This is a genomic window from Stenotrophomonas sp. 05L413 (assembly GCF_056397945.1).
The window spans coordinates 101,083-127,121 of the sequence record NZ_JBFTOL010000001.1; the positions used below are offsets into that span (position 1 = coordinate 101,083).

Sequence of the window (26,039 nt, forward strand, 5' to 3'; positions counted from 1 at the left end):
GTTTGCCGATATAAACCGAGTATTGAGCCCCATGCCTGGGGCGCTCTTGTCAGTTCGAACATCCGCCCACCGTAGCTATTTGAGCACTTTGGCGCTCTTCCCTACAGGCAGGTCCAGTGCAGGCCTGCCCTCCTCATCCCAATGCACGGGCTGCACGCGCGGCGAACGTTCGGATGTACAGCCCATTTCAGGGCCCGGATTGGCGTGATACACGATCCATGGCGTTCCGTCACTCATCTGGAAGAACCCGTTATGCCCCGGCGCATATACATTGCCGGCCGGGTTCTTCGCCAAGATCGGGCGCTTTTCCTTGGACCACGCCTTTGCATCCAAGGGATCTGCGCCTGCTTTGGCGTGCAGCAGGCCAATGGCGTAATCATCGGACCAGCAGGCGCTGCCTGAGTAGGTCAGAAACAGGTCCCCGTTCGGGCCCTGGAGGAATTCGGGCCCTTCTAGGATCTGCCTGCCGCCCCGCCGCTCCCAGGTCTGGTCGGGGCGCGCGATGATGGTTTCCGCTCCCGTCAGTGTCCATGGGTTGGACATGGCCACGATGGCCAGCACACTGTCCGGCCCGATATACGGGGAGTAAACGAAATAGCGCTTTCCTCCCGTGCTGAAAGTCGTGCCATCGATCCCAGGATGAGCGGTGGCCAAACGACCGCGGTCGCGCCATTCGCCGGTGGTGGGGTCGGCGCTGCTGTTTTCGAGCACGAACACGCCGCGGTGTGAGTCTTCCTGCCCTTCGGCAATGCCGCTGGCGGCAGCCGTGTAGTAGATGTACCACTTGCCCTCGATGCGGTGCAGTTCCGGGGCCCAGATCGAGGTGGCATTGGGACCGGTCGCCGGTGGCCGCCACACCGTGATTTCCTGTGCAGCATCCAGCTTGGCGAGATCGGTGGTGACGCGGATGGCCAGCCGGTCACCGTGGGTGCCCATGTAGTAGAAGATCTGGCCCTCGCGGGTGATCCACGGGTCTGGCCCGGACAGTAGAAGTGGATTGTCCGTTGCCGGCGTTATGGCGGATACGCCGCCCGATGCCTGCAGGAGCGCCATGACCACCAGCGTACGAAGCGTGCCATTGAACATCTTCCCCTCCCGTGGAATGTCGCACTGACAGGCTTGCCAGCGCCGCACAACCAAATCATATAATCGGACAATAGGCAACACTCCGTCCACCTTGAGGATCCGCTATGCACCAGCGTCACACGGACAGCATCATTGGCATCAACTGGGGCAGCTCCAATCTGCGGGCCTACCTGATCGGGATCGATGGACGACGGCTGGACGCATACGAAACGCCCGCCGGAGTGGCACTGCTGCAGCGCGAAGGCATGGCCGCCGCCGCTGATGCGATCCGGGCACGGTGGCCCGACGCCGGCCATGCCTATGCCGCCGGCATGATCGGCTCCAACGTTGGTTGGATCGATGCGGGCTATGTGGATTGTCCTGCGGGCGTGGAGGCGGTCGCGCTGAGCCTGGTACCCACCCGCATCGGTACGCTGGATGTGAGCATCGTGCCTGGCATGGCATGCGTGCGCCCGGTCGACGGTGCGCCCGACGTCCTGCGCGGTGAGGAGACCGAGTTGCTGGGCTTGCTCAGTGGCGGAAACATCGACCTGGGTGCCATCGTCGCCCTGCCTGGTACGCACACGAAGTGGATACAGCTCATTGATGGGCGTGTGGACAGTTTCATGACCTCAATGTCGGGTGAGCTGTTCGACCGTTTGGCCAGCGCCGGCCTGCTGGCATCCGTGCTTGAGGGGCCCGGCACACCCGGGGCGGCCTTTGCCGAAGGTGTGCGCGCGGCGGCAAACGGCCCCCTCGGGTTGGGCGCCCTGCTCTTCGGCGTTCGCGCGAGGATGATCCGGGGTGCACTGCCTCGCGACCAGACAAGTTCCTACCTGCGCGGCCTGCTGGTCGGCGCGGAGATCGCCGACGCGTTGGCGCTGTTTCCTTCCTTGAAAAATGCCTCAGTGCCCTTGGTCGGTTCCGGTCCGGTCAACCGGCTTTACCAGGCGGCATTGGCCGAACTCGGCATCGCAGCGTGGCCGACCGCGTCGCCGGACGCCGTGGTGCGCGGATTTTCGGCCATCCATGCGATGGCTGCCGCGGCGCACTGACCGTCCACATTGAACGCTTGTTGCGTCGCAACGTGCGTATTGTCTGATTATATGTTTTTGTACGCTCCACGACATCGAGAGGGGTCTTGAGCAATGCGTGCTGGCAAGGGGAAAACGGCGGGATTGATCGGCGTACTGGCACTTTCCGCAGTGGGCGTCGCTGAGGGCCAGGAGCGGACGGTGGTGGGCAAGTTGCCGGATGGAACCCAAGTGGAATCCATCTTGCTGCGCGATGGCAGCGGCATGCAGGCGCGGGTCCTGACCTTGGGCGCCGCACTGCATTCGCTGGAAGTGCCAGACCGCGAGGGTGTGTTCGCCGACGTGCTGCTGGGCGACAAAGACCTGCAAGCCACGCTCGACAAGCCGCAGTACTTCGGCACCATCGTCGGCCGGTTCGCCAACCGCATTGCCAAGGGCCGCTTCACCCTCGATGGGAAGAGCTACCAGGTGCCCGTCAACAACGGTCCCAACAGCCTGCACGGTGGAACCCGGGGATTCGACAAGGTGGTCTGGCAGGTCGTCGACGTCACCCCGGACCACGCTACCTTGCGGCACGTCAGTCCGGATGGCGACATGGGCTTCCCCGGCACGCTCACGGTCACCGCGACCTACGCCTTGAAGGGCAATGGCCGGCTGGAGATCGACTACAGCGCCACCACCGACGCGCCCACCATCGTCAACCTCAGCAACCATTCCTACTGGAATCTCTCCGGTGAGGGATCGGGCTCGGCGATGGAGCACGAGCTGACCATTCCGGCCAGCGCCTATACGCCGGTGGATGCGACCTTGATTCCCACTGGGATGCTGCAACCAGTAGCAGGGACCGCGTTCGATTTCCGCACGCCTAAGGCGATCGGCCGCGACCTGCGCCGGGGCGACGAACCGCAGTTGCTGCACGGCCAAGGCTACGACCACAACTGGGTCATCAGCACGGCACCGGTGCGTGAACTGCGCGAAGTCGCCCGCGTCCACGACCCGCGCTCGGGTCGCGTGATGACGCTGCTCTCCACCCAGCCAGGGCTGCAGTTCTATTCGGGCAACTTCCTGGATGGCAGCACGGTGGGCAAGAGTGGCCGCGTGTATCGCCAGGGCGATGCGATCGCGCTGGAACCGCAGTTGTTCCCCGATACCCCGAATCAACCGGCGTTCGGATCGGCGCGTCTGGCACCGGGTGAGACCTATCTGAACCGGATCGTCTACGACTTCACTACGGACCGCGCTGCCAAGCAACGCCGCTGATCCCGCGCCCTGCGCACCTTCCGGTCTCTGCGCCGGCACCACCACCACGTAGCGCCCGCCTCCCGGTTTCGGCCAGGACGGGCAGCTCATGATCCAAGGAGATGCATCTCATGCGAAAGTGGCCTTCCCTCCTGCTGGCGACCTTGCTCGCCGTTGCGCCGATGGCGCATGCGACCGAAGCCGTACGCTGGACGCCGGCGCAGGCTGAAAGCTGGTATGCGAAGCAGGAATGGCTGGTGGGGGCGAACTACACCACCTCCAACGCCATCAACCAGCTTGAGATGTTCCAGGCCGACACCTTCGACCCGGAGGCCATCGACCGCGAGCTTCGCTGGGCACACGAGCAGTTCGGCATGAACACCATGCGCGTGTACCTCCACGATCTGCTCTGGCAGCAGGACCCGCAGGGGTTCCTCAAGCGGGTCGATACCTTCCTGAGCATCGCCGACAAGCACGGCATCCGCCCGATGCTGGTCCTGTTCGACAGCTGCTGGGACCCGGATCCGGTGCTGGGACCGCAACGTCGCCCGATTCCCGGCGTGCACAACTCCGGCTGGGTGCAGAGCCCAAGCCGCCACATGCTGGTGGACCCGGCCAATGACGCGCACTTCCGTGATTATGTGGAGGGTGTTGTCGGCGCGTTCGCCAACGACAAGCGCGTGCTCGCCTGGGACCTGTGGAACGAGCCGGACAACCCGGGTGGCGGCAACTACATGGACAAGCAGTTGAAGGGCGAGCAGGAACGCATCGCCGAGCTGCTGCCGCAGATCTTCGATTGGGCGCGTGCCAAAAAGCCAGTGCAGCCGCTCAGCAGCGGCGTGTGGATCGGTGATGACTGGTCACCGGGCGCCGCCTCGCTCACCTCGATCCAGCGCACGCAGCTGGAGCGCTCGGACGTGATCACCTTCCACAACTACGAGCAGCCTGAAGCATTTGTGTCCCGCATCGAGCAACTGCGCAAGTATGGCCGCCCGCTCATCTGCACCGAGTGGCTTGCCCGCGGCGCCGGCTCCAATGTGGACACGATCCTGCCGATCGCCCGCCGCGAGAACATCGGGATGATCAACTGGGGCTTCGTTGACGGCGCGATCCAGACCCGCTTCCCTTGGGACAGCTGGCAGCGCCCGTACACGATGGAGGCACCCACCGTGTGGTTCCACGACCTGCTCAACGCCGATGGCACGCCGTATCGCGCTCGAGAGGCGGAGCTGTTCCGCACCCTGGCAAAAACGCCGCGCAAGTCCGTTCCTGCCTTCTGACACCTGACGGCCCGCCATCGACCGATGGCGGGCCACCCGCCGCGCTCGCTTTCCGGAATCCGGAGATACCGCCATGACTCGCCATTCCTCCCGCACCCTGCTCTCCCTGGCCATCCTGTCAGCCCTTGCCCTGCCTGCCCTGGTACAGGCGCAGACTACGGGTGCGGTAAATGTGGCCACGCCTGACCCGGCTGCGCAGCCCACCGCCGTTGACTTGGATACCGTCACGGTTACCGCGCTGCGCCAGAGCCTGCAGACCGCCCAGACGATCAAACAGGAGGCGGCGATGGTGGTCGACTCGATCGTCGCCGAGGACATCGGCAAGCTGCCCGACAACAGTGTGGCCGATGCGCTACAACGCGTAACTGGGGTGCAGATCGCCCAAGGCAGCCAAGGCGAAACCACCGGCGTTGTGATCCGCGGACTTCCCAACGTGATCAGCACGTTAAACGGCCGCGAGATTTTCAGCAGTTCCGGTCGTGGGTACGCGTTCCAGAACCTGCCGGCCACCGCCATCAAGAGTCTGAACGTCTACAAGAGCAGCGAGGCCAGTTTGCCGCTCGGCGGCATCGCCGGCCTGGTGGATATCCAGCTGCGCCGGCCACTCGACTTCGATGGCGCTGAAATTGCTGGCACTGTCACCGGCACCCACAGTAAGTACGCCGGCGACATCGATCCTTCGGCCAGCCTTCTGCTGAGTAATCGCTGGGACACCGACGCCGGTGAGATCGGTGCGATGGTCAACTTTGGCTACATCGGCAAGCGTTACGCCTACGACGCAGTCTGGGGCGACTTCCCGAAGGTGCTGGAGAATCCGGACGGCTCGCCGATGCGGACCGATGACGGCAACCTGATCGCTGCGCCCAATGGCTGGGGCACCAACTACAACCATGGCGACCGGAAGCGCAGCGCTTTCAACTATGCCTTGCAGTGGAAACCGAGCGAGAACACCGAGGTCTACGTTGAAGGTCTGTACGACTACGTGCGCGACGACTATGACCAGGCATTCCTTTTCAGCTTCCCGGTCGGGGTGGTGCCGCCCACCGGGCTGCAGGTAGGTGGCAACTGCTATCCCAACCAGCTGGCGGGCCCGCTCTCGGGTCAGACCATCTGCGATGCCACTAATGGTTCCTGGACCGGTGATACCTACGCGGCCAGCAGTACCCAGGCTCACAAGCAGCGCGGCCAGGACATTCAGAACGCGCTCGGCTTCAAGTGGAATGGCGACCAGCTGCACCTCTCCACCGAGGTCGCGCGCACGTCCGGCTATTACCGCGATGAGAACTTCATCATCGATACGTTCTTGAGCGGTCCGATCACAACGGTGTGGGATGGCACGGCGGGCAATCATCAGAATTGGCACCTGGCGGGCGACCCGGCCATGGATCCGTCACGGTTCTATATGAATGGTCTCTTCCAGACTTGGGGCGAATCCCGCGGTGAAGAGAACAGCTGGCGAGGAGATGGCAAGTTCGATTTCCTGGACGGCCCGATCGCATTCCTGCAATTCGGCCTCCGCTACGCAGACCGCAACGCCAGCGCCAAGGGCAGCGTGGAAATCAGCACGCCGCCGCCGGGTGGCGCAGGCACCGGCAACATCACCGCGAACCCGAACCCTGCCAACCAGGTGGTGGGGCTGTTCCCGGCGAACAGCTTCTTCTGCAGCAAGCGTGGCAACTCGGCACTGAGCCAGTCCTTCCTCACGCCCTGCTACGACTACCTGATCAACAACGCGGATGAACTGCGTGCTTATTACGGCCTGCCGGATGGCCTGGCTGCCGAAAACCCCGGTCGCTTCTTCGACATCCAAGAACGCAAGTCGGCTGGCTACGTGCAAGCCAAGTACGATTTTGATGTATTCGGCCTGCGTGTCGATGGCTTGGTGGGCGTGCGCGCAGAGAAGATCAAGCGCGACCTCAATGCCTTCTCGTTCGATGCCAGCACCGGCGTCTACAGCGCTATCACGCGGAATACGCAGGACACCAATACGCTGCCCAATGCCAGCTTGAATTTGCACTTCAATGATGCCTGGCAGTTGCGCGTGCTGGCCGCGAAGACGCTGAGTTACCCGGACTTCGGTGCGCTGAACCCGTCGATCTCGCTGAACCCTGGCACTGTCAATCGTGCGGGTGTGGCCAGCAGCGGCAACCCGGACCTGAGCCCGATCAAGTCGACCAACTACGACATGTCGCTGGAGTGGTACTTCTCGCCGGTGGGTTATGCCAGTGCGGGCGTGTTCTATCGCGATATCGATGGCTACATCCAGAACTACATCACCAATGTGGTCATCGCCGGTGAGGACTATGAGCTCTCCTCGCCCCAGAGCGCCGGCAGCGGCCATCTGCAGGGCGTGGAACTGGCGTATCAGCAGACCTTCGACTTCCTGCCCGGTGCATGGAGCGGCCTGGGTGCGCAGCTGAACTACACCTACATCGAGGGCGACACCAAATCGCCGGAGTTCATCGGTGGCCCGGTGATTTCCCGCCCGCTTCAGAACGTATCCAAGAACAACTACAACGCCGTGCTGTTCTACGAGAACTTCGGTCTGTCGGCTCGCTTGGCCTACGGCTATCGCAGCCGCTACATCGACTTCTTCACCCAGCCGACCGTGGCCGGAACCGAAGACCAGGTCGAGCCGGCCAGCTCGCTGGACTTCTCGATCAGCTACGACGTGACCCCTCGCGCCACCGTGGTGTTCTCGGCGACCAATCTGCTGGGTAACAATCTGCACCAGTTCTGGGGCAGTGGCGATACGCGACCGCGCGACATCCGCTACCAGGATAAGACTGTGGCCATGGGCTTCCGGTTCAAACTGTGATGACGCCCTCCCCCATGTCAATGCAAGCCAACCTGCCGCATCCCTTTTGTCGGATAATAGGAGCGACCGCAGTCTGCGGAGCACCAAGCCAAAGGGGCCTCTGTGAAACGGATCGAGCTACGCAACCTTCACGATCAGGTTACTCAGGAGATCGGGCAGCGCATCGTCAGTGGCACGATCAAGCCGGGCGAGTACCTGCCCAAGGAAGAGCTCTTGGCACAAACCTTGTCGGTGAGCCGCTCGGCCCTTCGCGAAGGGTTGAAGGTGCTCGGCTCCAAGGGGCTTATCGAAACGAAGCAGAAGACCGGTTCACGGGTGCGCGAGCCCCGATTCTGGAAGCAGCTGGACAGCGACATCCTGGCGTGGCGCTGCGCGCTGATGCCAACCCAGGACTTCGTGGACAAACTGGTGGAAATGCGCGAAGTGATCGAACCTGCGGCGGCCGCCTCGGCAGCGCAGCGGCGTTCGCCTGCGCAACTGGCCAAGATCAAGGCGGCCTACCAGGCGATGGCCGACGCGCCGGACCAGGACGCGTGGGCCAAGGCGGATCTCTCCTTCCACGAGAGTGTGCTGGAGGCCACCAACAACGAGCTGCTGAGCTCGTTGTTCTCGGTGATCGACGCCGCGCTGGGCACGTTCTTCCTGCTCTCGGCGCAGACTGCCAAGGACTTCAAGTACTCGCTGCCGCGCCACTTCGACGTGTACGACGCGATCCGGCTGAAGCAGCCGGACGCAGCGCGCGCGGCCATGTTGGACATGATTGCCGATTCCCGCGCCAACCTGAAGGGAATTCGCGCCCCACGCAAACCCCCTCGCTGAAGGATTTCCCATGAGCACCGCCTGGATGCAACCCCTCCCATTGGTTGCCATCCTGCGCGGGCTCACCCCGCAGGAGGCCCCCGCGATCGGTGCCGCACTTGCCGATGCCGGGTTTCATATCCTGGAAGTGCCGCTGAACTCTCCACAGCCACTGGAGAGCATCGAATTGCTGGCCAGGCAGCTCGGTGACCGCTGCCTGGTCGGGGCGGGCACCGTGCTCACCACCGCCCAAGTGGATGACGTGGCCAATGCAGGCGGCCGCATCATCGTGATGCCGCATGCCGACGTTGAGGTCATCGCTGCCGCGCACGCCAAGGGCATGCGCTGCACCCCCGGCGTGGCCACGCCCACCGAGGCGTTCGCTGCATTGCGTGCCGGTGCTGATGCATTGAAGCTGTTCCCTGCCGAGCAGTTGCCGCCGCCTGTGCTGAAAGCCTGGTCCAGCGTACTGCCCGCCGGCACCGCGCTGCTGCCCGTGGGCGGCATCACCCCCGAACGCATGGCGGCCTACCGCCAAGCGGGCGCGGCCGGGTTCGGCATCGGCTCGGCCCTGTACGCCCCCAAGACCCCGCCAGCAGAAGTGGCGCGCCGCGCGCGCGCGTTCATCGACGCTTGGAGCAGCACCAACACGGACCCCCATGCATGAAGATCACTGCCATCACCACCTACCTGGTGCCCCCGCGCTGGCTGTTTGTCCGGATCGAAACCGATGCCGGCATCATCGGCTGGGGCGAGCCAATCGTAGAGGGCCGCGCGCATACCGTGGCCGCTGCGGTGGAAGAGCTTTCCGATTACCTGATCGGCAAGGATCCCCGGCACATCGAAGACCACTGGAACGTGCTCTATCGCGGCGGATTCTACCGTGGCGGCCCGATCCTGATGAGCGCGCTGGCCGGCATCGACCAAGCGCTGTGGGACATCCATGGCAAGGCGCTAGGCGTTCCCGTGCACGCCCTGCTGGGCGGCCCCGTGCGCGACCGCATCCGCGTGTATTCGTGGATCGGCGGTGACCGCCCTGCCGATACCGCACGTGCGGCCAGCGAAGCGGTGGCACGCGGTTTCACTGCGGTGAAGATGAATGGCACCGAAGAAATGCAGATCGTCGACACCCATGACAAGGTCACGCGGGTGCTGGAAAACGTACAGGCCGTGCGCGATGCGGTCGGCCCCGATATCGGCCTGGCCGTGGACTTCCACGGCCGCGTGCACAAGCCGATGGCGAAGGTGCTCATGCGTGAGCTGTCGCCGTTTGGTCTGATGTTCATCGAAGAACCGGTGTTGTCCGAACACTTGGAGGCGATTCCGGAACTGGCGGCCCTCTCCCCCGCCCCGATCGCACTGGGGGAGCGCCTGTACTCCAGGTACGATTTCAAGCGGGTGCTGCAGGCGGGCGGGGTGGACATCCTGCAGCCTGACCCCTCGCATTCGGGCGGCATTACCGAAACCCGCAAGATCGCAGCTATGGCAGAAGCGTATGACGTTGCCATCGCCCTGCACTGTCCCCTCGGCCCGATTGCTCTGGCCGCCAATCTTCAGCTGGATGCGGTCTGCTACAACGCCTTTATCCAGGAGCAGAGCCTGGGCATCCACTACAACGCCAGCAACGACCTGCTCGATTACCTGGTTGACCGCTCGCCCTTCGATTACAACGAGGGGTTCGTCAAGATTCCCAATGGCCCCGGCCTGGGCATCGAGATCAACCAGGTTTACGTCGACGAGCGAGCCGCTGAAGGCCACCGCTGGCGCAACCCGATCTGGCGCCATGCCGATGGCAGCGTGGCCGAGTGGTGAGCGCGGTGAAGACCATGACCCATTACCCCAGTTTAAAGGGCCGCGCGGTATTGATCACCGGCGGCGCTACCGGCATTGGTGCCGCTTTCGTGGAGCATTTCGCCCGGCAGGGCGCAAAGGTGGCGTTCCTGGACATCGATGAAAGCGGCGCCCAAGCACTGCTCGATGAGCTGCGTGACGTTGAGCCGGTACCGCATTACCTGCGCTGCGACATCACGGATATCGAGGCCTTCCGAGCCACGATCGCCGAGGCCCGTGGCTTGGTGGGGCCGTTTTCAGTGCTCATCAACAACGCGGCCAACGACGCACGCCATGCCTTGGCCGACACCGACGTGGCCGATTTCGAGCGCAGCGTGGCGGTCAATCTGCGCCACCAGTACTTCGCGATCCAGGCCGTGGCGCCGGACATGCGGTCGCTGGGCGGTGGCTCGATCATCTGTCTGGGGTCGACCGGCTGGATGATCAAGAACAGTGGTTACCCGCTGTACGCCATGGCCAAATCCGCGGTACACGGGCTGGTGAACGGGCTGGCCCGCGAGCTGGGCCAGGACCGTATCCGCATCAACGCGCTGGTCCCCGGCTGGGTGATCACCGAGAAACAGCAGCGGCTGTGGCTGGATGCGGAGGGTGAAGCGCAGCTGCGGCGCTCGCAATGCCTGCCGGGCTACCTGCGTGCGGACGATCTTGCCCGTGCCGCACTGTTCCTGGCCGCCGACGACAGCCGCATGTGCACCGGCCAGGACTTCATCGTGGACGGAGGCTGGGTGTGACCGCCGCGATGAGCGTGGCGGTTCCCTCGGGAAACACCCTGGGCGAAGGCGTGCTGTGGTGCGACCGCGAGCAGGCGGTGTACTGGACCGACATCCAGCAGTCGAAGTTGTGGCGCTACCGTCCACAGGACGGGGCAATCACCCGCTGGCCGATGCCGGAGCGTCTGGCCGCGATGGCGCTGTGCGAAGCGGACGGTTGGCTGCTGCTCGCCCTTGCCTCCCGGCTGGCGTTCTTCCACCCCGAACGCAACGAATTCCGCGACCTGCAGGACCTGCGTGGGTTGGCACCCACCGATACGCGTGCCAATGATGGCGCTTGCGACCGTCAAGGCAGATTCGTGTTCGGCATGCTGCATGAGCCCGCCGAAGGCCCAAAGCAGGCGGTAGCGCCGTTCCTCCGCCTCAATGCGGACCTTACTTTGGAAACCCTGCCGCTGCCGCCGGCCGCCATTTCCAACAGTATTACCTTCAGCCCCTCAGGCGACACGATGTACTTCTGTGATTCGCTACAGAAGCAGATCCTGCGATGTGATTACGGCAAGACGCTCGGGCCGGCGCAGCTGTTCGTTGACCTGCAGGCCGAACCGGGCGAGCCCGACGGCAGCACCGTCGATGCCGAAGGCGGCCTCTGGAACGCCCGGTGGGGCGATGCACGCGTGGTGCGTTACCTGCCCGACGGTACCGAGGATCGCTCGATTGCCACGCCGGTCAGCCAACCGACTCGCCCGGCCTTCGGCGGGCCTGGACACCGCACGCTGTTCATCACCAGTGCGCACGAGGGGCTGGATGCCGCCGCGCGTGCAGTCGACCCCCTTGCCGGGCACCTGCTCTCCATCGAAAACGCCGGTATCGCCGGCCTTCCCGAAGCCCGGTTCGCCGGCGACCCCAGCAGCTTGCCGCCCCGCGCACCGCGTGGGACTTCCGCGGAGATTCCATGAGCCTTTCCACCCTTGATATCAGCATCGTGCTGGCCTACCTGGCGGGCATTTTCATCCTTGCACAGTGGGTATCGCGCGAGAAAGCCGGCCAGCAGAAGTCTGCGCAGGACTACTTCCTAGCCAGCCGCAGCCTGCCGTGGTGGGCCATCGGCGCCTCGCTGATCGCAGCCAACATCTCGGCCGAACAAATCATCGGCATGTCCGGTTCGGGCTATGCGATCGGCCTGGCCATCGCGTCGTATGAGTGGATGGCCGCGATCACCCTACTGATCGTCGGCAAATGGTTCCTGCCGATTTTCCTGCGCAATGGCATAACCACCATGCCGCAGTTCCTGCAAGAGCGCTACGGCAACCGCATCCGCACCCTCATGGCGGTGTTCTGGCTGGGCCTGTATGTGTTCGTCAACCTCACCTCGATCCTGTGGTTGGGTTCGATTGCCATTGCCGGTGTTGCTGGCCTCAACCAGGACGTTGCACTGGTGCTGCTCGGCGCGTTCGCGCTGGCTTACCAGCTGTACGGCGGCCTGAAGGCCGTGGCGCTGACCGATATCGTGCAGGTGTGCCTGCTGGTGCTGGGGGGCCTACTGGTAACCGTGATCACACTAAGCAAAATCGGTGATGGCAGCGTCAGCGACGGTTTCATGCAGCTCTGGCAGCAGCACCCGGAGCGGTTCGAGATGATCCTGAGCGAGGACAACCCGTTCTACAAGGACCTGCCGGGCCTGTCGGTGTTGCTGGGCGGCATGTGGATCGCCAATCTCAGCTATTGGGGCTTCAACCAGTACATCATCCAGCGGGCACTGGCGGCCAAGAACCTGCGCGAGGCCCAGAAAGGGGTGGTGTTCGCCGCCTTCCTCAAGCTGCTGATCCCGGCCATCGTGGTTCTGCCCGGCATTGCCGCGGTGATGCTGGCGCCGAATCTGGAGCGACCCGACGCCGCCTACCCCACCATGCTGGCCCTGTTGCCCAGCGGCATCCTCGGGCTGGTCTTCGCGGCGCTGGTGGCGGCAATCGTCGCGTCGCTGGCCTCGAAGATCAATTCGGTGGCGACCATTTTCACCCTGGATTTCTACGCCAAGCGCGCGCCGGACGCCTCGCAGGCGAAGCTGGTGCGGGTGGGCCGCATTGCCGCCTCCATCGCCATCATCGTCGCGGTGATGACCGCACGCCCATTGCTGGGCGGGTTCGACCAGGGCTTCCAATACATCCAGGAGTTCACCGGCTTCTTCACGCCCGGCATCGTGGTGATCTTCCTGCTGGGTCTGTTCTGGAAGCGCGCCAATGAGGCCGGCGCGCTGGCAGCCGCCGTGGGTTCGTTCTTGCTATCGCTGGTGTTCAAGCTGCTGTGGCCGTCGCTGCCATTCCTGGACCGCATGGGCGTGGTGTTCTTGGCGACCCTGCTGCTTGGGGTCGGTGTTGCGCTGGCTACCCGCGCCAGTGGCGACCGCGACCGCATCCGTACCGATGACGTGGGCTATGCCACCTCCCCGTCATTCAACGTCGCCTCGCTTGCGGTACTGGCGATCCTGGTGGCCCTGTACGCAACTTACTGGTGATGGACATGCAACTGATGCTTCCCCTGCGCACCCTGATGCTGGCCGTGCTGACAGCCGTGGCGCTCCCTTCGCTGGCGGCCGAGGTGACGTGGACCGATACGGCCACGGTCGATGCGGAGAATGCGGGCTGGGGCCGCCTGGCACGGCTGCCGGACGGACGCTGGCTGGCGGTCACGACGCGCTATCCCGGTGGCGAGACCACCACGCTGCAGCTCTCTGTCAGCGACGACAAAGCCCGCACGTGGGCGCCGCTCTCCCGGGTGGAAGAGCCCAAGCGAAAGCTCGACAACGGCGAGCTGATGGTCCTGCCCGAAGGTCGCGTTCTGCTGGCGATGCGCTCGCTCATCGATGGCGTGTCTTACCGATTGAACGTGTATGCCAGCGACGACCAGGGGCGCAGCTGGCGGTTCCTCAGCACCATCACACGCAACGAATCCCCTGCCGGTCGCAAGGACCGGGGGGTGTGGGAGCCGGTGTTCACGCACCTGGAAGATGGCACCTTGTCGGTGGTCTACGCTGACGAAACCCGGGCGGACGAGCAGCCCTCCTATAACCAGGTGGTATCGCAGCAACTGTCCCGCGACGGGGGGCGCACCTGGAGCAAGGCGGTGACGATCGCCAACCAACCCGGTGGCGGTCTGCTCCGGCCTGGCATGCCTGTGATGGCGCGGCGTCCGGACGGCGGTTACCTGATGGTGCTTGAGACCTGCGGGGATGACCCGCAGTGTCCGGTTTCCTACAAGACTTCCGCCGATGGCCACACTTGGCCGGCAGGCCTGGGCACTCCGCTGGCGGACCAGCGCTGTGGCCCACACGTCATGACCACCCAAAGCGGCACCATGTTTGTCACCTCCTGTTCCAACGAAGTGAGCGCAAGCGAGGATGGCGGTGCCAATTGGAAGACAGTGAGGCCACCCGCATGGCCGATCGGCTTCCGCCACTCATGGCCGGCAGTGATCGAATTCGGCCCGCAGGAAATTGGCGTGGTCAATGTGGTCGACGGAAGCGTAAAAGTCCGATTTGGAACTTACACGTCAACGGATCGCAACTGAGTACCGCTAACCCTGGCTAGTGACCACATAGGTCAGCGCGTCGTCGGCTTCAACCGGCCAACGGCGGAGATGCTACTCAGTTCACCCACCTGACCAAGGTGACCCAGCGAAAAAACCCCCGTTCGGCTACTGCTTCTATGGCGGCAGCCATTGCGTCACAATACTCGCACCTGTTCCCTCATGCTCTTCCATTCCAATGAGCAATCGAATCCTCTGGCTCCTCACTCTGACAGCTGCCGGGCTTGCGATTTTCGACTCGTCCGCCGCCTCGTGGCCTGAAAGCCGTAGCGATGCCGTAAAAGTGGTCGCGGAGATCCGCCGAGTGGTTGCGGACGACGGCGTGGAGCGGCTGGAGAAGGTCCGCATCGGCGGCATCGATCAGTGGGTATCGATCCGTGGGTCGGATCGTCGCAATCCAGTGCTTCTCATGCTCCACGGCGGGCCGGGCTGGGTATCGATGCCCACCAGTTGGTATTTTCAACGCGGCTGGGAAGAGTATTTCACGGTCGTCCAGTGGGACCAGCGCGGCGCTGGCAAGACCTACGCCGCTAACGAACCGTCCGTGATAGCACCCTCCATGACGCGCGAACAGATGGTCGCCGATGCGGAGGAGATGGTTGCATGGCTGCGGCGGGAGTTCGGAAAGGAGAAGATCTTCCTGCTGGGCCACTCTTGGGGCAGCTACCTCGGCCTGGAGGTCGCGCAACGCCATCCCAATTGGCTGCATGCCTACATCGGCATCGGACAGATATCCAACGCCCCGGAGAGCGAGCGGCGCGGGTGGGCGTGGACCCTTCACCAAGCCAAGGAGGACGGAAACGCGAAAGCAGTAGCCGAGCTCCAAGAGCTAGCCCCGTATGCGCAAGGCGCCGCGCCGGTTCCCTTGCAGAGCCTCTTCAAACAGCGCAAGTGGCTCAACCACTACGGGGGCATGGTTCACAACCGCCGTGGCGGCGATGCGGAAGCTGCAGCGATAAAGCTCTCCCCGGAGTATTCGGATGCCGACGTCGCGGCCATCTGGAACGGCAACGACTTCTCGATGGAGCACTTGCTGTCGGAGGTCTTAACCCTGGACATGTCATCGGTGCGTCGCATCGACACACCCGTGTTTCTGTTCTTGGGCCGTCATGACCACAACGTGTCTTCGGAACTGGCCGCCGAATGGGCCGACAAGCTCGCCGCTCCCGAGAAGCAGATCATCTGGTTTGAACAGTCTGCTCACGAGGTCATGATTGAAGAGCCGGGCAAGACACTGCTTACCCTCGTCCAACAAGTTCGCCCCATTGCAGAACGCGCAGGCGATACAGCACCTTAAATGAGGGGGCCCGCCAAAGAGTAAGTTCCACGCACTTTTATGCCCACAAAACCAGCCATGGAAGGGCTACCAGCCCTTGCGCGATTGCGTGGAGTTTGGCCGCCAGCTCAGGCCGATCGACGCTAGCAGTGAATTCCTGCAGATCCATCGCGGGACCAATAAAGGCCGATGTCAGACGAGCGCCGTCCAAATCCAAATGGATCCACGTGCCCGCGCGATTCATGGAAAAACTGCGAAGGGCGCCCCGCCCGCTTTCCGAGAGCCTGACCCTGAACTGCGGGTGCCCACTGGCGCCGTAGCCAAGAAATCGAATCGCGCTGAGCTCGACACGAGGTTGTATCAATTGTTGGATCTTCTATTGCCGTGATGGGTCGGCCTCTTCCCGATGCCTCCCCGCCTGAAACGAATTTACCCGTGTCTCTCCTGCCACGGACCGCTCAGAGTCAACTGCAAGCCAGTTTACGTCGAGATCATCCGTGCACCACCTAACTTGCTGACTCATTCATTGACCGGATGCAAGAGAGACGCAAGACGTGGGTAGGAAGAGGGAGGGGACAAAGAGAGGGCGAAAGCGACAGAGCGCTGCCATCTCGCAGCCGAATGTAAGCGCGCGGCCGGTATCGGTGACCAAGCAGCACGCCTTGCTCCGGTCGCTCAGATATTGCCCGGACTGGAAGCCGGGCAAGCTGCAGCCCCGCCCAGATCCACCCCGCCGTCACCAGCACCAAGAATGGCAAGGCGAAGCTGAGGCCATGGCGGGCGCTGCGTCGATTGCATGCCAGCGGCAAGCATCACCGCTACGCACAGCATCGGGACCCACCAACCACAGCAGCCGCTATGCAGGTGGGCGGGCTACGGCCCAATCCGCGACCATCGCCGTCCAAACCTTCATCGCTGTGCCTCAATCCACTGTGCCACGTCGTCCACAAGCTGCGGAAGGACGTTGCCGGGCGTGTTGTATTCCTGCAGCGAACCCGGGCCTTGGCCGGCGACGCCCAGGTGGTTCACCGCCGGATAGTGTTTGAAGCTGACTTGGCGCTGGCGAGCCAAGCCGTGTTGCCACAGCTGCCAGTCCGTATCCACGACTTGGAAGTCACGGCCGCCTTGGAGCAGCAAAATGGGCAGTGCTGAGGCCTTGGCGTCGGCGACCGGATCAATGTTCTCGAACGCGCGCCAGTAACTCGCCGGCACGCCCAGTGGCAGGTCCTTGGCAGCAACCGGTGCCGTGCCCCGTGCGGCGGCGATCTGCCCGTCCAGTTTGTCCAGGATGGCCTGGTCGTCGGCGCTGATGCTCCCATCCAGGCCCAAGAGGTAGCGGTTCTGTTCCGGCAACACGGTCAGCAGCGAGCGGGCCGGCGCTGACCACAGGACCAGCCCCGCCACCTTGCCCGAGCGCTGCGCAATGCGGGGCGCCAGCATGCCGCCCTGACTGTGCCCCATCACATAGACGTGGTGCGCGTCGATGCCCGGGGCCTTGGCCAGGCCGGCGACGGCGGCGACGGCATCGTTGGTGGTTTCATCGTCCATCGTGTAGTCGTTGCCGCTGAACTCCTGCGGCCGTGCCTTGGTACGCTTTTCGTAGCGCAGCACCGCGATCCCGTGGGCGGCCAAGCCGCGCGCTACGTCCAAGAACGGACGATTCGGTCCAATCGTTTCATCGCGGTCCTGTGGACCGGACCCGTGCACCAGCACTACCGCGCGGAACGGCCCTTTGCCCTTGGGCAGGGCCAGCGTGCCCGGTAGGGCGCCCTTGTCAGACACCACGTCGAAAGGCAGCTCTTGGAAACTTGCATCAGCTGGCACTGGGGGCGCTGGCGGCGCTTGTGCGGTCGCCGGTTTGAAGTTCAGGCCGGCAACGCGGCCGCCGGCATCTACCGCTACTTGCGTGTCGATGTCGCCCACCGCAAACCTCAGCCGCTGTGTCACCACGCTCACCTCGCCGCGCGCAGTGACCTGTGCCGCGCCGCGATCTTGCAGCGCGCCGAACGATTGCCACAGGGCCTGCAGCTGCGCCGCCGGCACGGCCTTTGCCATCTCTGGAGTGAACATCGCCTCGGCCGCGGTAGCCTCACCGGCCTGAAGATGATCGAGCAGGGCGGCAGCGGTCTGTGCCGGCGGCGCAGCTTGGGCGAGCGTGGCGGTGAAAAGCAGCATCATGCCCATGCCCCAACGTGTCAGCGCGCGCATCTCGCACCTCCTTCTTGAGAATCCGCACCGCCGGCGCCGACGGCAGGTGGACCGCGTCGTTCAGTTCCGAGCGCGGCCGCCCTTGCCGATTCACTTCGTCTCGGAGCGCCCTTCGGTTCGCCTATCGGATTCGTTTCGATTTGAACAGTCAGGTAGCTCCAGCGTGTGCTCATGGCTTGATCTCCAATTTGGGGTTGAGATTAGGCAGACAGGCTGCCAAACGCTGCTGGCCTCTCATTCCAATGCGTCGGAATTCCATGCAGGAGGCCAGCCTCGGGCGTCACAGTGTCAACCAGCATGGCTTGCCCACCAGGCAAAGTTCATTCTGGACACCGGCTGCGCTTCGGAGCCTATTGCACCCTCGCCAGTCCCGTTTCCGCCTCTGGCGCCAGCGTGTGAATTACCTCCCCTTTTGCATTGAGGAACTCGATGGCGCCGTACCCCTCTTCGGTTACGGTCAGCCGCAGGCGTGTCTTGTCCGCTTTGTCGTTCAATGCGATCGCAGGGGCACCGTCTGCACCCACCACCATTCGGATGCGCGTGGACGTTTTAACCCCGGGAACCAAGCGGTTGTCGAGGGCAGGCTCACGCAGCAGCGGCGGTGCTTGGTTGATCGAGAACGCCACCTCGCCGTCCGGCGAGACGCGCCAGCCGATGGCATCCATCGCCGGGTGATCCAAGGCCAGAACGGCCATCCCCCCGGCCACGTCGGCGGTTCCGAAGCCGCCCCGCTCGCTGCCCTTGTCGTCGTAAAGCACCAGCCCGGCAACGTTGAACGCCCGGCGGTATTGGATCCCATCGATGATCGGCGCCGGCGTCCGGCCTGAAAGGGTCATGCGGATGACCCCGTTCTCATCGACGATATCGATGCGCTGTGCAGTGATCCGATCATGGTCGGGCTTAGCGACCTTTGTCTCCGGACTGCGGGACTCAATGATGCGCTGCAGCGCGTCCAGAGAGGGTCGGGACGGGGCTGAATCCTCCGTCGCATTTGAGAGAGGAGAGACAAACATGGAAGCAAGGAAAACGGCGAAGGCAAGTTTCTTCATACAAGTTCCCGTGACGGTTAATGCTTCTGGCGTAGCGCTTTGACGCTTCAGCAAGACCTCACCTCCACGTCACCCACGCCCCCGGCTGCACTGACTGGACGTCGATGGCAGTTCCCCGCGCCACCCTGACCAGAGCGCCCAGAGGATCGTCTACTTCCTGATACTCATCAACCCCCGATATGCCGTAGTGGATTGGGACGAGAAGCCGCGCGCCCAGGACGGTTGCAGCGGCGATGGCCTGCTCGGGCGTCAGGACGCCCGGCTGTCCGCTGACAGGCTTGCGCCATCCGAACTTGGCGCCATTGATCGGCAGGAACGCCACGTCGAAGGGTCCGAGCTGACGACCGATCTTCCACCAGTGGCCGTGCCACATCGTGTCTCCCCCATGGAATATCCGGCGGCCGGCCGCCGACACCACCCAGGAGGCCTGGGTGTCGCCGTATCCGTCCGAGGCGGGCACCGGCGTGGCGGTGAAGTCACCCAGCAACTGCGGCTCCCAAAGGCGTGCTGGCCGTGCCCGGGCACCTCCAGGGATGGGAAGCGGATGGGTTCCCTCGGGGTAGATCAGGCTCCCGCCGTTCCGGAGTGCCTGCGCCACAGCCCCGGCGTCGAAATGGTCCGAGTGGACGTGCGTCAGCAAGACCGTTGTGTCGCCCACCCCGCCCTCAACGGGAACCAGGACGTCCGGCAGTGCCCTGCCCCACTCCGCAGCATTGGTCAGGGGGTCGATCAGCAGGGTTGAGCCTGGCAGCTGCAGGCGAATGCCCGCCCAGGCAAGGCGCTGAATCCGCAGGTCGTCCGACGCTGGCCGTGCGACGGCGTGGGAGACCGGCAACAGCGCGGCCGTGGCGCCAGCGGCGAGGCCGGAAAGAAAGACGCGACGGCCCATGCGTGCGCCATCTGGCACGTCGCCGCTCATGCGACATCCGCCGAGCGGGCCAGGTAGGTGTCCAGCTCAAAGATGCCCTGGGATTCGATGGCCTCCAGATTGCGCAGATGCCACGCCGTTTCGAACGCGCTTGCCTCGACGCCGGGTGCCAGGCAGTCCCCGATCCGAAGGGTGGCCAACCGGGACGCCAGCGATTCACCCTCGCCTTGCGCGCGTATCGCCACCACGCTCTGGCGGATCCGGTCCAGGTAGTGCAGTGCGTTGTCTAGCACGGCGGCGTCAAAGGGGCCCATGTGCCCACCGACGACAGTGCCGCGCCCGAACTGCTTCACCCGACCAATGGCCGTTCGAATCTGGACCGGGTCGGCCTTTGAGAGGTAGACGATGTTGCCCACGATGTTGTCGCCGACACAGACCAGGTCGGCGGTGGGAACATCCACGCTGATGTGATCCATCGTCTTGCCGGGGTTGTGCAGCAGGCGAAGCTCGTGGCGGCCCCAGCGGATACGCATCGCGCTGTCGAACACCACCTGCGGCTCGCAGTAAAACGCGTCGACACGGCGGTTCTGTGACAGGAAGGTGTGGCGGTAGTTGCGGTGCGCGATGACCATGGCATCGGGGAAGGTCGAGAGCCCCGCGATGTGGTCGCTCATGAAATGGGTGGCGACGATGACGCGCACCGTTTTCCCCAGCTCGTCGCAGATCAGCACGCGCAACGCAGCCGCGTCGGCCGCACTTCCGAGTGCATCCACCAGCAGCGCGTCATTGCCATCGAGGAACACGGTTGCAACGGATTGGTGGTCCTCGCCGACGCACAAGAACACGTCCGGACCCAGCGGTTTCAGATGCATGTCGGCTACCCTTTGAATGGAGGCCGCCATGATTGACGGACGGACAGACGCCGACAAACGAGAAAATTTGACCTTCAGATTAGTAAAACTAACCTGATAAGATCGGCCATCCGTGCTGGCAGGAACCCCCTGATGAAGCCGCGCCACGCCCCTCCCCTCACTGCGTTGAGAGCGTTTCAGGCCGCTGCACGTTCCTTGAGCTTCCAGAAGGCGGCCACCCAGCTCTTTGTCACACCGGCCGCGGTGAGCCATCAGGTCAAACGCCTCGAGGCCTACCTGGGCACCGAGCTCTTCGAGCGTGGCCATCGTACGGTGACGCTCACCCCGCAGGGCGCCGCCCTTGCGGCGTCGCTCACTGAGATTTTCGGGATGCTCGATCTCGCACTGGACCGAGCCGCACCGGCTGAACCCGGCCACCTGCGCGTCAGCACCATGGAGTCTTTCGCCGCGAAGTGGCTGGCGCCCCGGCTTCATCGGTTCCACGACGCCCACCCGGATATCCACGTTCGGCTTTTGACGACCGATCAGCTGGTCGACGTTGGCCAGGACCAAGTTGATGTCGCGATCCGATACGGCCTGGGGACATACCCGGGCGTGCAGGTCGAGAAGTTGATGGACGCCCCGGTGTTTCCGGTGTGCGCCCCGGGCACGTCACGGAAGGATGGCAAGCCGATTGCATCGCCCGCCGATCTCGCCGATGTCGCGTTCATCCATGATCAAAGCGCTGAAGGACGTCCGGGCGTTCCCGATTGGGCGGCGTGGCTGCAGGCGGCTGCCTTGCAGGGCGTATCCGCTAACGCCGGCCCCTTGTTTCCCAGTATCTATCTAGCCCAGGAGGCAGCGGTCAACGGGCACGGCGTTGCGTTGGGATTGGCTCCCCTGGTAGAAGAAGATCTGCGGCGAGGACGGCTTGTTAGGCCCTTCGACGGCAGCCTGCCTAATGCGTATGCGTTCTGGGCGGTCCGCCCGCTCGCCGCACGTCGTAAAAGCGCAACAGACGCCTTCTGTCACTGGCTGCAGACGGAAGCCACCGGAACTCTTTCCTCACCCGCCTTGCAGCGGACCGGTGCGCCTTGACCCCTCGACGAATCAAGGGCCGGTCCGAAGCCGGTGAGCAGGCTCGGGGGCGCCAGAGCCAGGGAGCCGGGGCATCCGCTGCGGAGAGGAGGTGGTCCGTCACTACAGCCCCATCACGCTCCGGCGGAGATGCTGCGTTTCAGCCCCCCCCTGTTCAGGAGCAGCGATGCCCACGTCAGCATCCTTCGTTATCCGCTCCTTTGAAGCGATCTATGCCTCGTCGGGCGATGTGGAGCGCATCCTCGCCCTGACTATGGAGTGTGGCGAGTGCAAGGCGACCTCATCCTCAGGAACGGGCTCCCTGGTTCAATTGCCTGGTGGTGCACTGTTCCGGTGCGCCCATTGCGGTTGCCACCAAGCCGTCAGCAACGCTCGGCTGTCGGCCATGCAGTGCCCGACTGGCGGGGGGATGTCCGTATCGAGGCCGCTTCCCCGAGAGGCGACTTCGGCACGCAAGCCCATCTGCGCCAGACCGCCGTCGCTGCCGCTTGCAATGACGAGGTAGCCACCTCATAGGGTGACCACAGCCAGTCGCTGGATCTTGGCGCGCTTGGATGGCCTTCGCTGAACGGAAGGCCCCGGACCCCGCGTTGGTAAGTTCCCTGTAAGTTCGGATGACCAAAGCTCGTAGCGTCCTCCCACGACGCTACTTTCATGCTCAAGTCCGTACTCGCCCTTCCGCTCCTTCTCCCCACCGTTGCCTTGGCCCAAGGCGTTTCCAGCAGCAGTGACTTGCTCGCCGATGCTCAAGACGATCGGTGGTCCCTAGGCGTCGCCGTTTCTGTCCGCGATAGCCCCTATGCCGGCGAAGGCACCCGCGTTCGCCCCCTCCCCTTGGTGACCTTTGACGGGCAGCGCCTCTTTTGGCGCGGGCTGTCTGGAGGGGTTCACCTTATCCAAGGCGAGGCCTTCTCCTTGGATGCGGTCCTTTCTGGACGCTTCGACGGGTTTGACATCAAGGACCTTTCCCGCGCCGGCCTAGCCCGCAATGGCCTGGACGCTACTGCCTTGGAGGACCGCGATGACGGGCTCGACGCCGGCGTGGCCGCCAGCTGGCGAGGGCGGGCCGGGGAGCTGAAGGTCAGCGCCTTGGCCGACGTAACCGACACCAGTGGGGGTTACGAGCTTGCTGTGGACTACGGCTATGCCCTGCAATGGGGGCGCACCACGGTCGTGCCTGGTGCCGGGGTTCGATGGATGTCCAAGGATCTGGTCAACTACTACTACGGGACCCTGGACGAAGAAATCAGTCGGGGCGTGGCAAGCTACCAGCCCGGCTCAGCGCTGGTTCCCCAAGTCAGCGTGGGCTTCTCCCGCCCATTGGGGGGCAAATGGCGGGTGCTCGGCGGCGTGGACTACAAGTTCCTGCCGAACGAACTGGCGGACAGCCCCCTTCTGGAGCCCGACTCGAACGGGTCCGCCGGGGTGCGCTTTGGAATATCCCGGAGCTTCTGATCGTTCATACTAAAGCCTGAGCCCCCATGGTCCCCTCCGTGCCCGCCCCGGCCGTTTCCAATCGAATTGCCTTGGTTGAGGATCATCCACGCTTGGCCAGCTTGGTTGAGCGTGGACTGGGGGCTGCAGGCATCGCCGTGGACACGTTCGCCACCTTGGAGGCCGCCTGGCACGGGCTGCTGCGCCTTCCTTACGCGCTGGCCATCGTAGATCGCGGGTTACCCGATGGCGACGGCTTGACCCTGATCCGAAGGTTGCGCGCGGCGGACAATCAGCTCCCGTGCCTGATGCTGACCGCCAAGGACGCGCTGCATGACCGCGTGGCCGGGCTGGACGCGGGGGCCGACGACTACCTGCCCAAGCCCTTTGCCATAGAAGAACTCACAGCGCGCGTGCGAGCGCTGATGCGACGGCCCGCAGAGTTCCGCGAGCTTCATCTCAGCTACCACGGTCTTCAGATCCTGCCCGAACTCAGCTGCATGCGGCACCAGCAAGAGCAGATCAGTCTGGCACCGGCAGAGCTGCAACTCATCATCCTGATGGTGAGGGCCGCCGGCCAAGTGGTCCGCCGCACCGCACTGGAGGCTGCCGCTTGGGGCGTTTCAGACGCTGTCACCCCCAATGCCTTGGACGTCGCTTTGCACCGCCTACGGAAAAAGCTTGCTGCGATTGACGCCCCGCTTGCCCTCATCAACGTGCGCAATTTGGGCTTCTCTCTCCTCCCCTCCGATGCTGCCGCGTAGCCTGACCGCGCGCTTGATGATCGGCACCATGCTGGCGGTGTTGGTCGCCGCAGTGGCTGCCATCTTGGTCATGCTCGCCATGACATCTCCCAAGCTGCCTGAGCGTTTACTTCGCACGGAACTGCAAGAGGAGCTTGATCACCTGATCGAAGGAATAAGAAGAGATGCGAAAGGGAAGTTCTTCGTCGACTTGAAGCCACAGAACGTCAACGCTTACGACGCCATGACCAAGGACTCTGCCTATTGCATCGTCGATAGTGCCGGAAACACTGTCCTCCAAAGCTCGCCCGGCCCGGCCTTGGATGCCCTGACAGCGCTGCCTACAGGCTCTGAATCGATGATGGTGCCGAGCAATGGGACGGTCGTTCGTCTTCGAGTGATGCAAGGCCCAGTGGACCTCCAAGGCCATCGCTACGTTGTCCGGGTGGCGCGCAGTGATCGGCTCGTGCTGACACTCAGTGACTACGCGGGCACACTCTACCTCAGGGCGGGCTTGACGACGCTGCTCTTGGCGCTCTTGACCTTCGCGATCGTGGTGTATTGGACCATTAGGCGAATGATCGCTCCTCTCAGGGAGGTCTCGGCGGTCGCCGCGCAGGTGAACCCCAGAAGTTTAGGAACCCGGCTCCGCAGCGAGGGGCTTCCCGCCGAAGTCATTCCGTTGCTGGAGGCCTTCAATGGCGCCCTCGCCCGGCTGGAAAACGGCTTTCGGGTTCAACAGGAGTTCCTGGCTGCGGCGGCGCATGAACTGAAGACGCCCCTGTCCCTGCTAACCGCGGAGATTGAGCTGAGCAACGCGCCCAATAGGGAACTGCTGCTGCAGGACGCCGGGCATATGGCGCGCCAGATCCATCAGCTGCTGCATCTGGCGGAAGTGAGCGAGGCCCACAACTACAGCTTCGAGTCGGTTCGCCTTGCGGCGATCCTTCAGGATGCGGCCGACTACCTGATACGCATGGCCGAACAACGCACGGTGACGGTTGAAGTGAACGACCAATGCGGGCAAATGCCGGTGCTGGCGGATGCGTCGGCGGTGTTTGTGCTGGCCAAGAATCTGATTGAAAACGCCATCCACCATGCGCCCCTGGGCGGTCGAGTGCGCATCGAATTATTCCTTGGGGGCTTCTCCGTGCAGGACGACGGCCCCGGCGTAGCCCCTTCGCAGCAGCCCCTGTTGTTCAAGCGTTTCTGGCGAGCCAAGCCGCGGGACAGCACGGGGGCTGGACTTGGATTGGCGATCTGCTTGGAAATCTGCACCTCCCACGGATGGGCTCTCCGTTATGATGCACCCCAAGACAGAGGTGCGCGATTTGTCGTGGATACAAACCCGCCACTTGAGTCTCAACTCGACCTACCGCACTGAGTATTCTCGGGCGACCAAGGCGGGAGTGTTAGCCCAAACGCCATGCGTTCCGTCCTGCCCGCCTACTAGAGAGAGAGCAACAGTGCCCAATACAGGTCGTTTCCACCTTCTGGATGTTGAAGGTTTGAGAAGTGAGGACGACCGACTCTTGGAGTTGACAAGGGTTTTTTGTCGCTGCCTTCAATGCAGTGCGGCGTTCACAGCCACGCCCGCTCAAGGGCTTGAACCCTTGGATGGCGGTGCCACGCTCCGCTGTCCCAAGTGTGGCGAGCACCAAGCCATCAGCCTAGTCCGATTTGAGGACTTCGCGCGCCGGCATGGGACGAGCGCTTCTTAGGCCGGCGTTGCTTGCGGAGCTGTTCGCCTAGACTGGATCGGGCGGACCCAAGGGTCCACGGTTTGCACTGGATTGGGATCGGTAGTCCAACGTCACGTCGTTGATCAGCGACGCCACCGCAGTCGCCAATCGCCTTCCGTCTGAAATGGAGCCGTAGAAGCGGATGGAGGCGCCGTCGACTTCCACCCCGGCGACGCCCAAGTCGTTCTTCAACGCATCAATACGCGCGTCGAACAGGGCAAGCCAGCTGGGATGCGGCGCCACGTCCAGCATGGCAACGATCGCCTCGTCTTCCGTTTGATCAACGTTTTCCTGTAGATCAGGGACGTCGAAGCCCAGAAGTCTGGGCGCACCGGTATCTGGGGATGCACTGCTCATGGTCATATGATATCGCGAAGCGCTGTCCTTTCC

At 63.6% G+C, this 26,039-nt stretch carries 22 protein-coding genes; 16 read left to right on the top strand and 6 right to left on the bottom strand.

Annotated elements, in window-relative coordinates; genetic code table 11:
* Positions 1 to 75: 75 nt before the first annotated feature.
* Positions 76 to 1,086, bottom strand: a complete 1,011-nt coding sequence (locus tag AC1DIQ_RS00495; protein WP_313159581.1) for a glycoside hydrolase family 43 protein — start codon at positions 1,084 to 1,086, stop codon at positions 76 to 78.
* Positions 1,087 to 1,190: 104 nt separating this feature from the next.
* On the opposite strand from AC1DIQ_RS00495, the gene AC1DIQ_RS00500 reads away from it, so the two are divergent.
* From AC1DIQ_RS00500 to AC1DIQ_RS00555, 12 genes are all read left to right on the top strand, one after another.
* Positions 1,191 to 2,120, top strand: coding sequence for a 2-dehydro-3-deoxygalactonokinase (locus AC1DIQ_RS00500; protein ID WP_478049249.1), 930 nt, complete (start codon positions 1,191 to 1,193; stop codon positions 2,118 to 2,120).
* A gap of 93 nt (positions 2,121 to 2,213) precedes the next feature.
* Positions 2,214 to 3,359, top strand: a complete 1,146-nt coding sequence (locus AC1DIQ_RS00505; RefSeq protein ID WP_088434067.1) for an aldose epimerase family protein — start codon at positions 2,214 to 2,216, stop codon at positions 3,357 to 3,359.
* Between the two features lie 110 nt (positions 3,360 to 3,469).
* Positions 3,470 to 4,618: a cellulase family glycosylhydrolase gene (locus AC1DIQ_RS00510; protein WP_478049250.1), complete on the top strand. Its 1,149-nt coding sequence runs from the start codon at positions 3,470 to 3,472 to the stop codon at positions 4,616 to 4,618.
* A gap of 73 nt (positions 4,619 to 4,691) precedes the next feature.
* The gene (locus AC1DIQ_RS00515) at positions 4,692 to 7,436 is read left to right on the top strand and encodes a TonB-dependent receptor (RefSeq protein ID WP_478049251.1); all 2,745 of its coding nucleotides are present in this window, start codon (positions 4,692 to 4,694) and stop codon (positions 7,434 to 7,436) included.
* Positions 7,437 to 7,538: 102 nt separating this feature from the next.
* On the top strand, positions 7,539 to 8,255 hold the full coding sequence (locus tag AC1DIQ_RS00520) for a FadR/GntR family transcriptional regulator (protein WP_350463488.1): 717 nt from the start codon (positions 7,539 to 7,541) through the stop codon (positions 8,253 to 8,255).
* Positions 8,256 to 8,265: 10 nt separating this feature from the next.
* Entirely contained in the window at positions 8,266 to 8,901 is a 636-nt protein-coding gene (locus AC1DIQ_RS00525) for a 2-dehydro-3-deoxy-6-phosphogalactonate aldolase (protein ID WP_350463489.1), read from the top strand.
* Positions 8,898 to 10,046: a galactonate dehydratase gene (gene dgoD, locus AC1DIQ_RS00530; RefSeq protein WP_159496169.1), complete on the top strand. Its 1,149-nt coding sequence runs from the start codon at positions 8,898 to 8,900 to the stop codon at positions 10,044 to 10,046. Before AC1DIQ_RS00525 ends, dgoD begins: the two co-directional genes overlap by 4 nt.
* 14 nt (positions 10,047 to 10,060) lie before the next feature.
* A complete protein-coding gene (locus AC1DIQ_RS00535) occupies positions 10,061 to 10,816 on the top strand; it encodes an SDR family NAD(P)-dependent oxidoreductase (RefSeq protein ID WP_478049252.1) in 756 nt (251 codons plus the stop codon).
* A gap of 8 nt (positions 10,817 to 10,824) precedes the next feature.
* On the top strand, positions 10,825 to 11,754 hold the full coding sequence (locus tag AC1DIQ_RS00540; protein WP_478049503.1) for an SMP-30/gluconolactonase/LRE family protein: 930 nt from the start codon (positions 10,825 to 10,827) through the stop codon (positions 11,752 to 11,754).
* Complete coding sequence (locus AC1DIQ_RS00545; RefSeq protein ID WP_478049253.1) at positions 11,751 to 13,310, top strand: sodium/sugar symporter; 1,560 nt, start codon at positions 11,751 to 11,753, stop codon at positions 13,308 to 13,310. Before AC1DIQ_RS00540 ends, AC1DIQ_RS00545 begins: the two co-directional genes overlap by 4 nt.
* Before the next feature lie 5 nt (positions 13,311 to 13,315).
* Positions 13,316 to 14,362, top strand: coding sequence for a sialidase family protein (locus AC1DIQ_RS00550; protein WP_350463493.1), 1,047 nt, complete (start codon positions 13,316 to 13,318; stop codon positions 14,360 to 14,362).
* 196 nt (positions 14,363 to 14,558) lie between these two features.
* Positions 14,559 to 15,677, top strand: a complete 1,119-nt coding sequence (locus AC1DIQ_RS00555; protein ID WP_152153246.1) for an alpha/beta fold hydrolase — start codon at positions 14,559 to 14,561, stop codon at positions 15,675 to 15,677.
* An 888-nt stretch (positions 15,678 to 16,565) separates the two neighbouring features.
* On the opposite strand, the gene AC1DIQ_RS00560 is transcribed toward AC1DIQ_RS00555, so the two are convergent.
* The 4 genes from AC1DIQ_RS00560 to AC1DIQ_RS00575 form a co-directional block, all read right to left on the bottom strand.
* Entirely contained in the window at positions 16,566 to 17,864 is a 1,299-nt protein-coding gene (locus tag AC1DIQ_RS00560; protein WP_457319643.1) for an alpha/beta hydrolase, read from the bottom strand.
* Positions 17,865 to 18,214: 350 nt separating this feature from the next.
* Entirely contained in the window at positions 18,215 to 18,913 is a 699-nt protein-coding gene (locus AC1DIQ_RS00565; RefSeq protein ID WP_152153247.1) for a hypothetical protein, read from the bottom strand.
* A gap of 58 nt (positions 18,914 to 18,971) precedes the next feature.
* Positions 18,972 to 19,832: an MBL fold metallo-hydrolase gene (locus tag AC1DIQ_RS00570; protein ID WP_152153248.1), complete on the bottom strand. Its 861-nt coding sequence runs from the start codon at positions 19,830 to 19,832 to the stop codon at positions 18,972 to 18,974.
* A complete protein-coding gene (locus tag AC1DIQ_RS00575) occupies positions 19,829 to 20,653 on the bottom strand; it encodes an MBL fold metallo-hydrolase (protein ID WP_478049254.1) in 825 nt (274 codons plus the stop codon). Before AC1DIQ_RS00575 ends, AC1DIQ_RS00570 begins: the two co-directional genes overlap by 4 nt.
* A 132-nt stretch (positions 20,654 to 20,785) precedes the next feature.
* On the opposite strand from AC1DIQ_RS00575, the gene gcvA reads away from it, so the two are divergent.
* The 4 genes from gcvA (at position 20,786) to AC1DIQ_RS00595 (ending at position 25,291) form a co-directional block, all read left to right on the top strand.
* Positions 20,786 to 21,730 (top strand): transcriptional regulator GcvA, encoded by a 945-nt coding sequence (gene gcvA / locus AC1DIQ_RS00580; protein ID WP_350463496.1) that lies wholly within the window; start codon positions 20,786 to 20,788, stop codon positions 21,728 to 21,730.
* 654 nt (positions 21,731 to 22,384) lie between these two features.
* Positions 22,385 to 23,185, top strand: coding sequence for a MipA/OmpV family protein (locus AC1DIQ_RS00585; protein WP_152153251.1), 801 nt, complete (start codon positions 22,385 to 22,387; stop codon positions 23,183 to 23,185).
* A 26-nt stretch (positions 23,186 to 23,211) separates the two neighbouring features.
* Entirely contained in the window at positions 23,212 to 23,928 is a 717-nt protein-coding gene (locus AC1DIQ_RS00590) for a response regulator transcription factor (RefSeq protein WP_152153252.1), read from the top strand.
* 16 nt (positions 23,929 to 23,944) lie between these two features.
* Positions 23,945 to 25,291 carry a sensor histidine kinase gene (locus AC1DIQ_RS00595; RefSeq protein WP_478049255.1) on the top strand — a complete coding sequence of 449 codons (1,347 nt, stop codon included), beginning with the start codon at positions 23,945 to 23,947 and terminating at the stop codon, positions 25,289 to 25,291.
* Positions 25,292 to 25,655: 364 nt separating this feature from the next.
* Here the strand turns inward: AC1DIQ_RS00595 and AC1DIQ_RS00600 are convergent, their stop codons facing one another.
* Positions 25,656 to 26,006 carry a hypothetical protein gene (locus AC1DIQ_RS00600; RefSeq protein ID WP_478049256.1) on the bottom strand — a complete coding sequence of 117 codons (351 nt, stop codon included), beginning with the start codon at positions 26,004 to 26,006 and terminating at the stop codon, positions 25,656 to 25,658.
* Between the last annotated feature and the right edge of the window lie 33 nt (positions 26,007 to 26,039).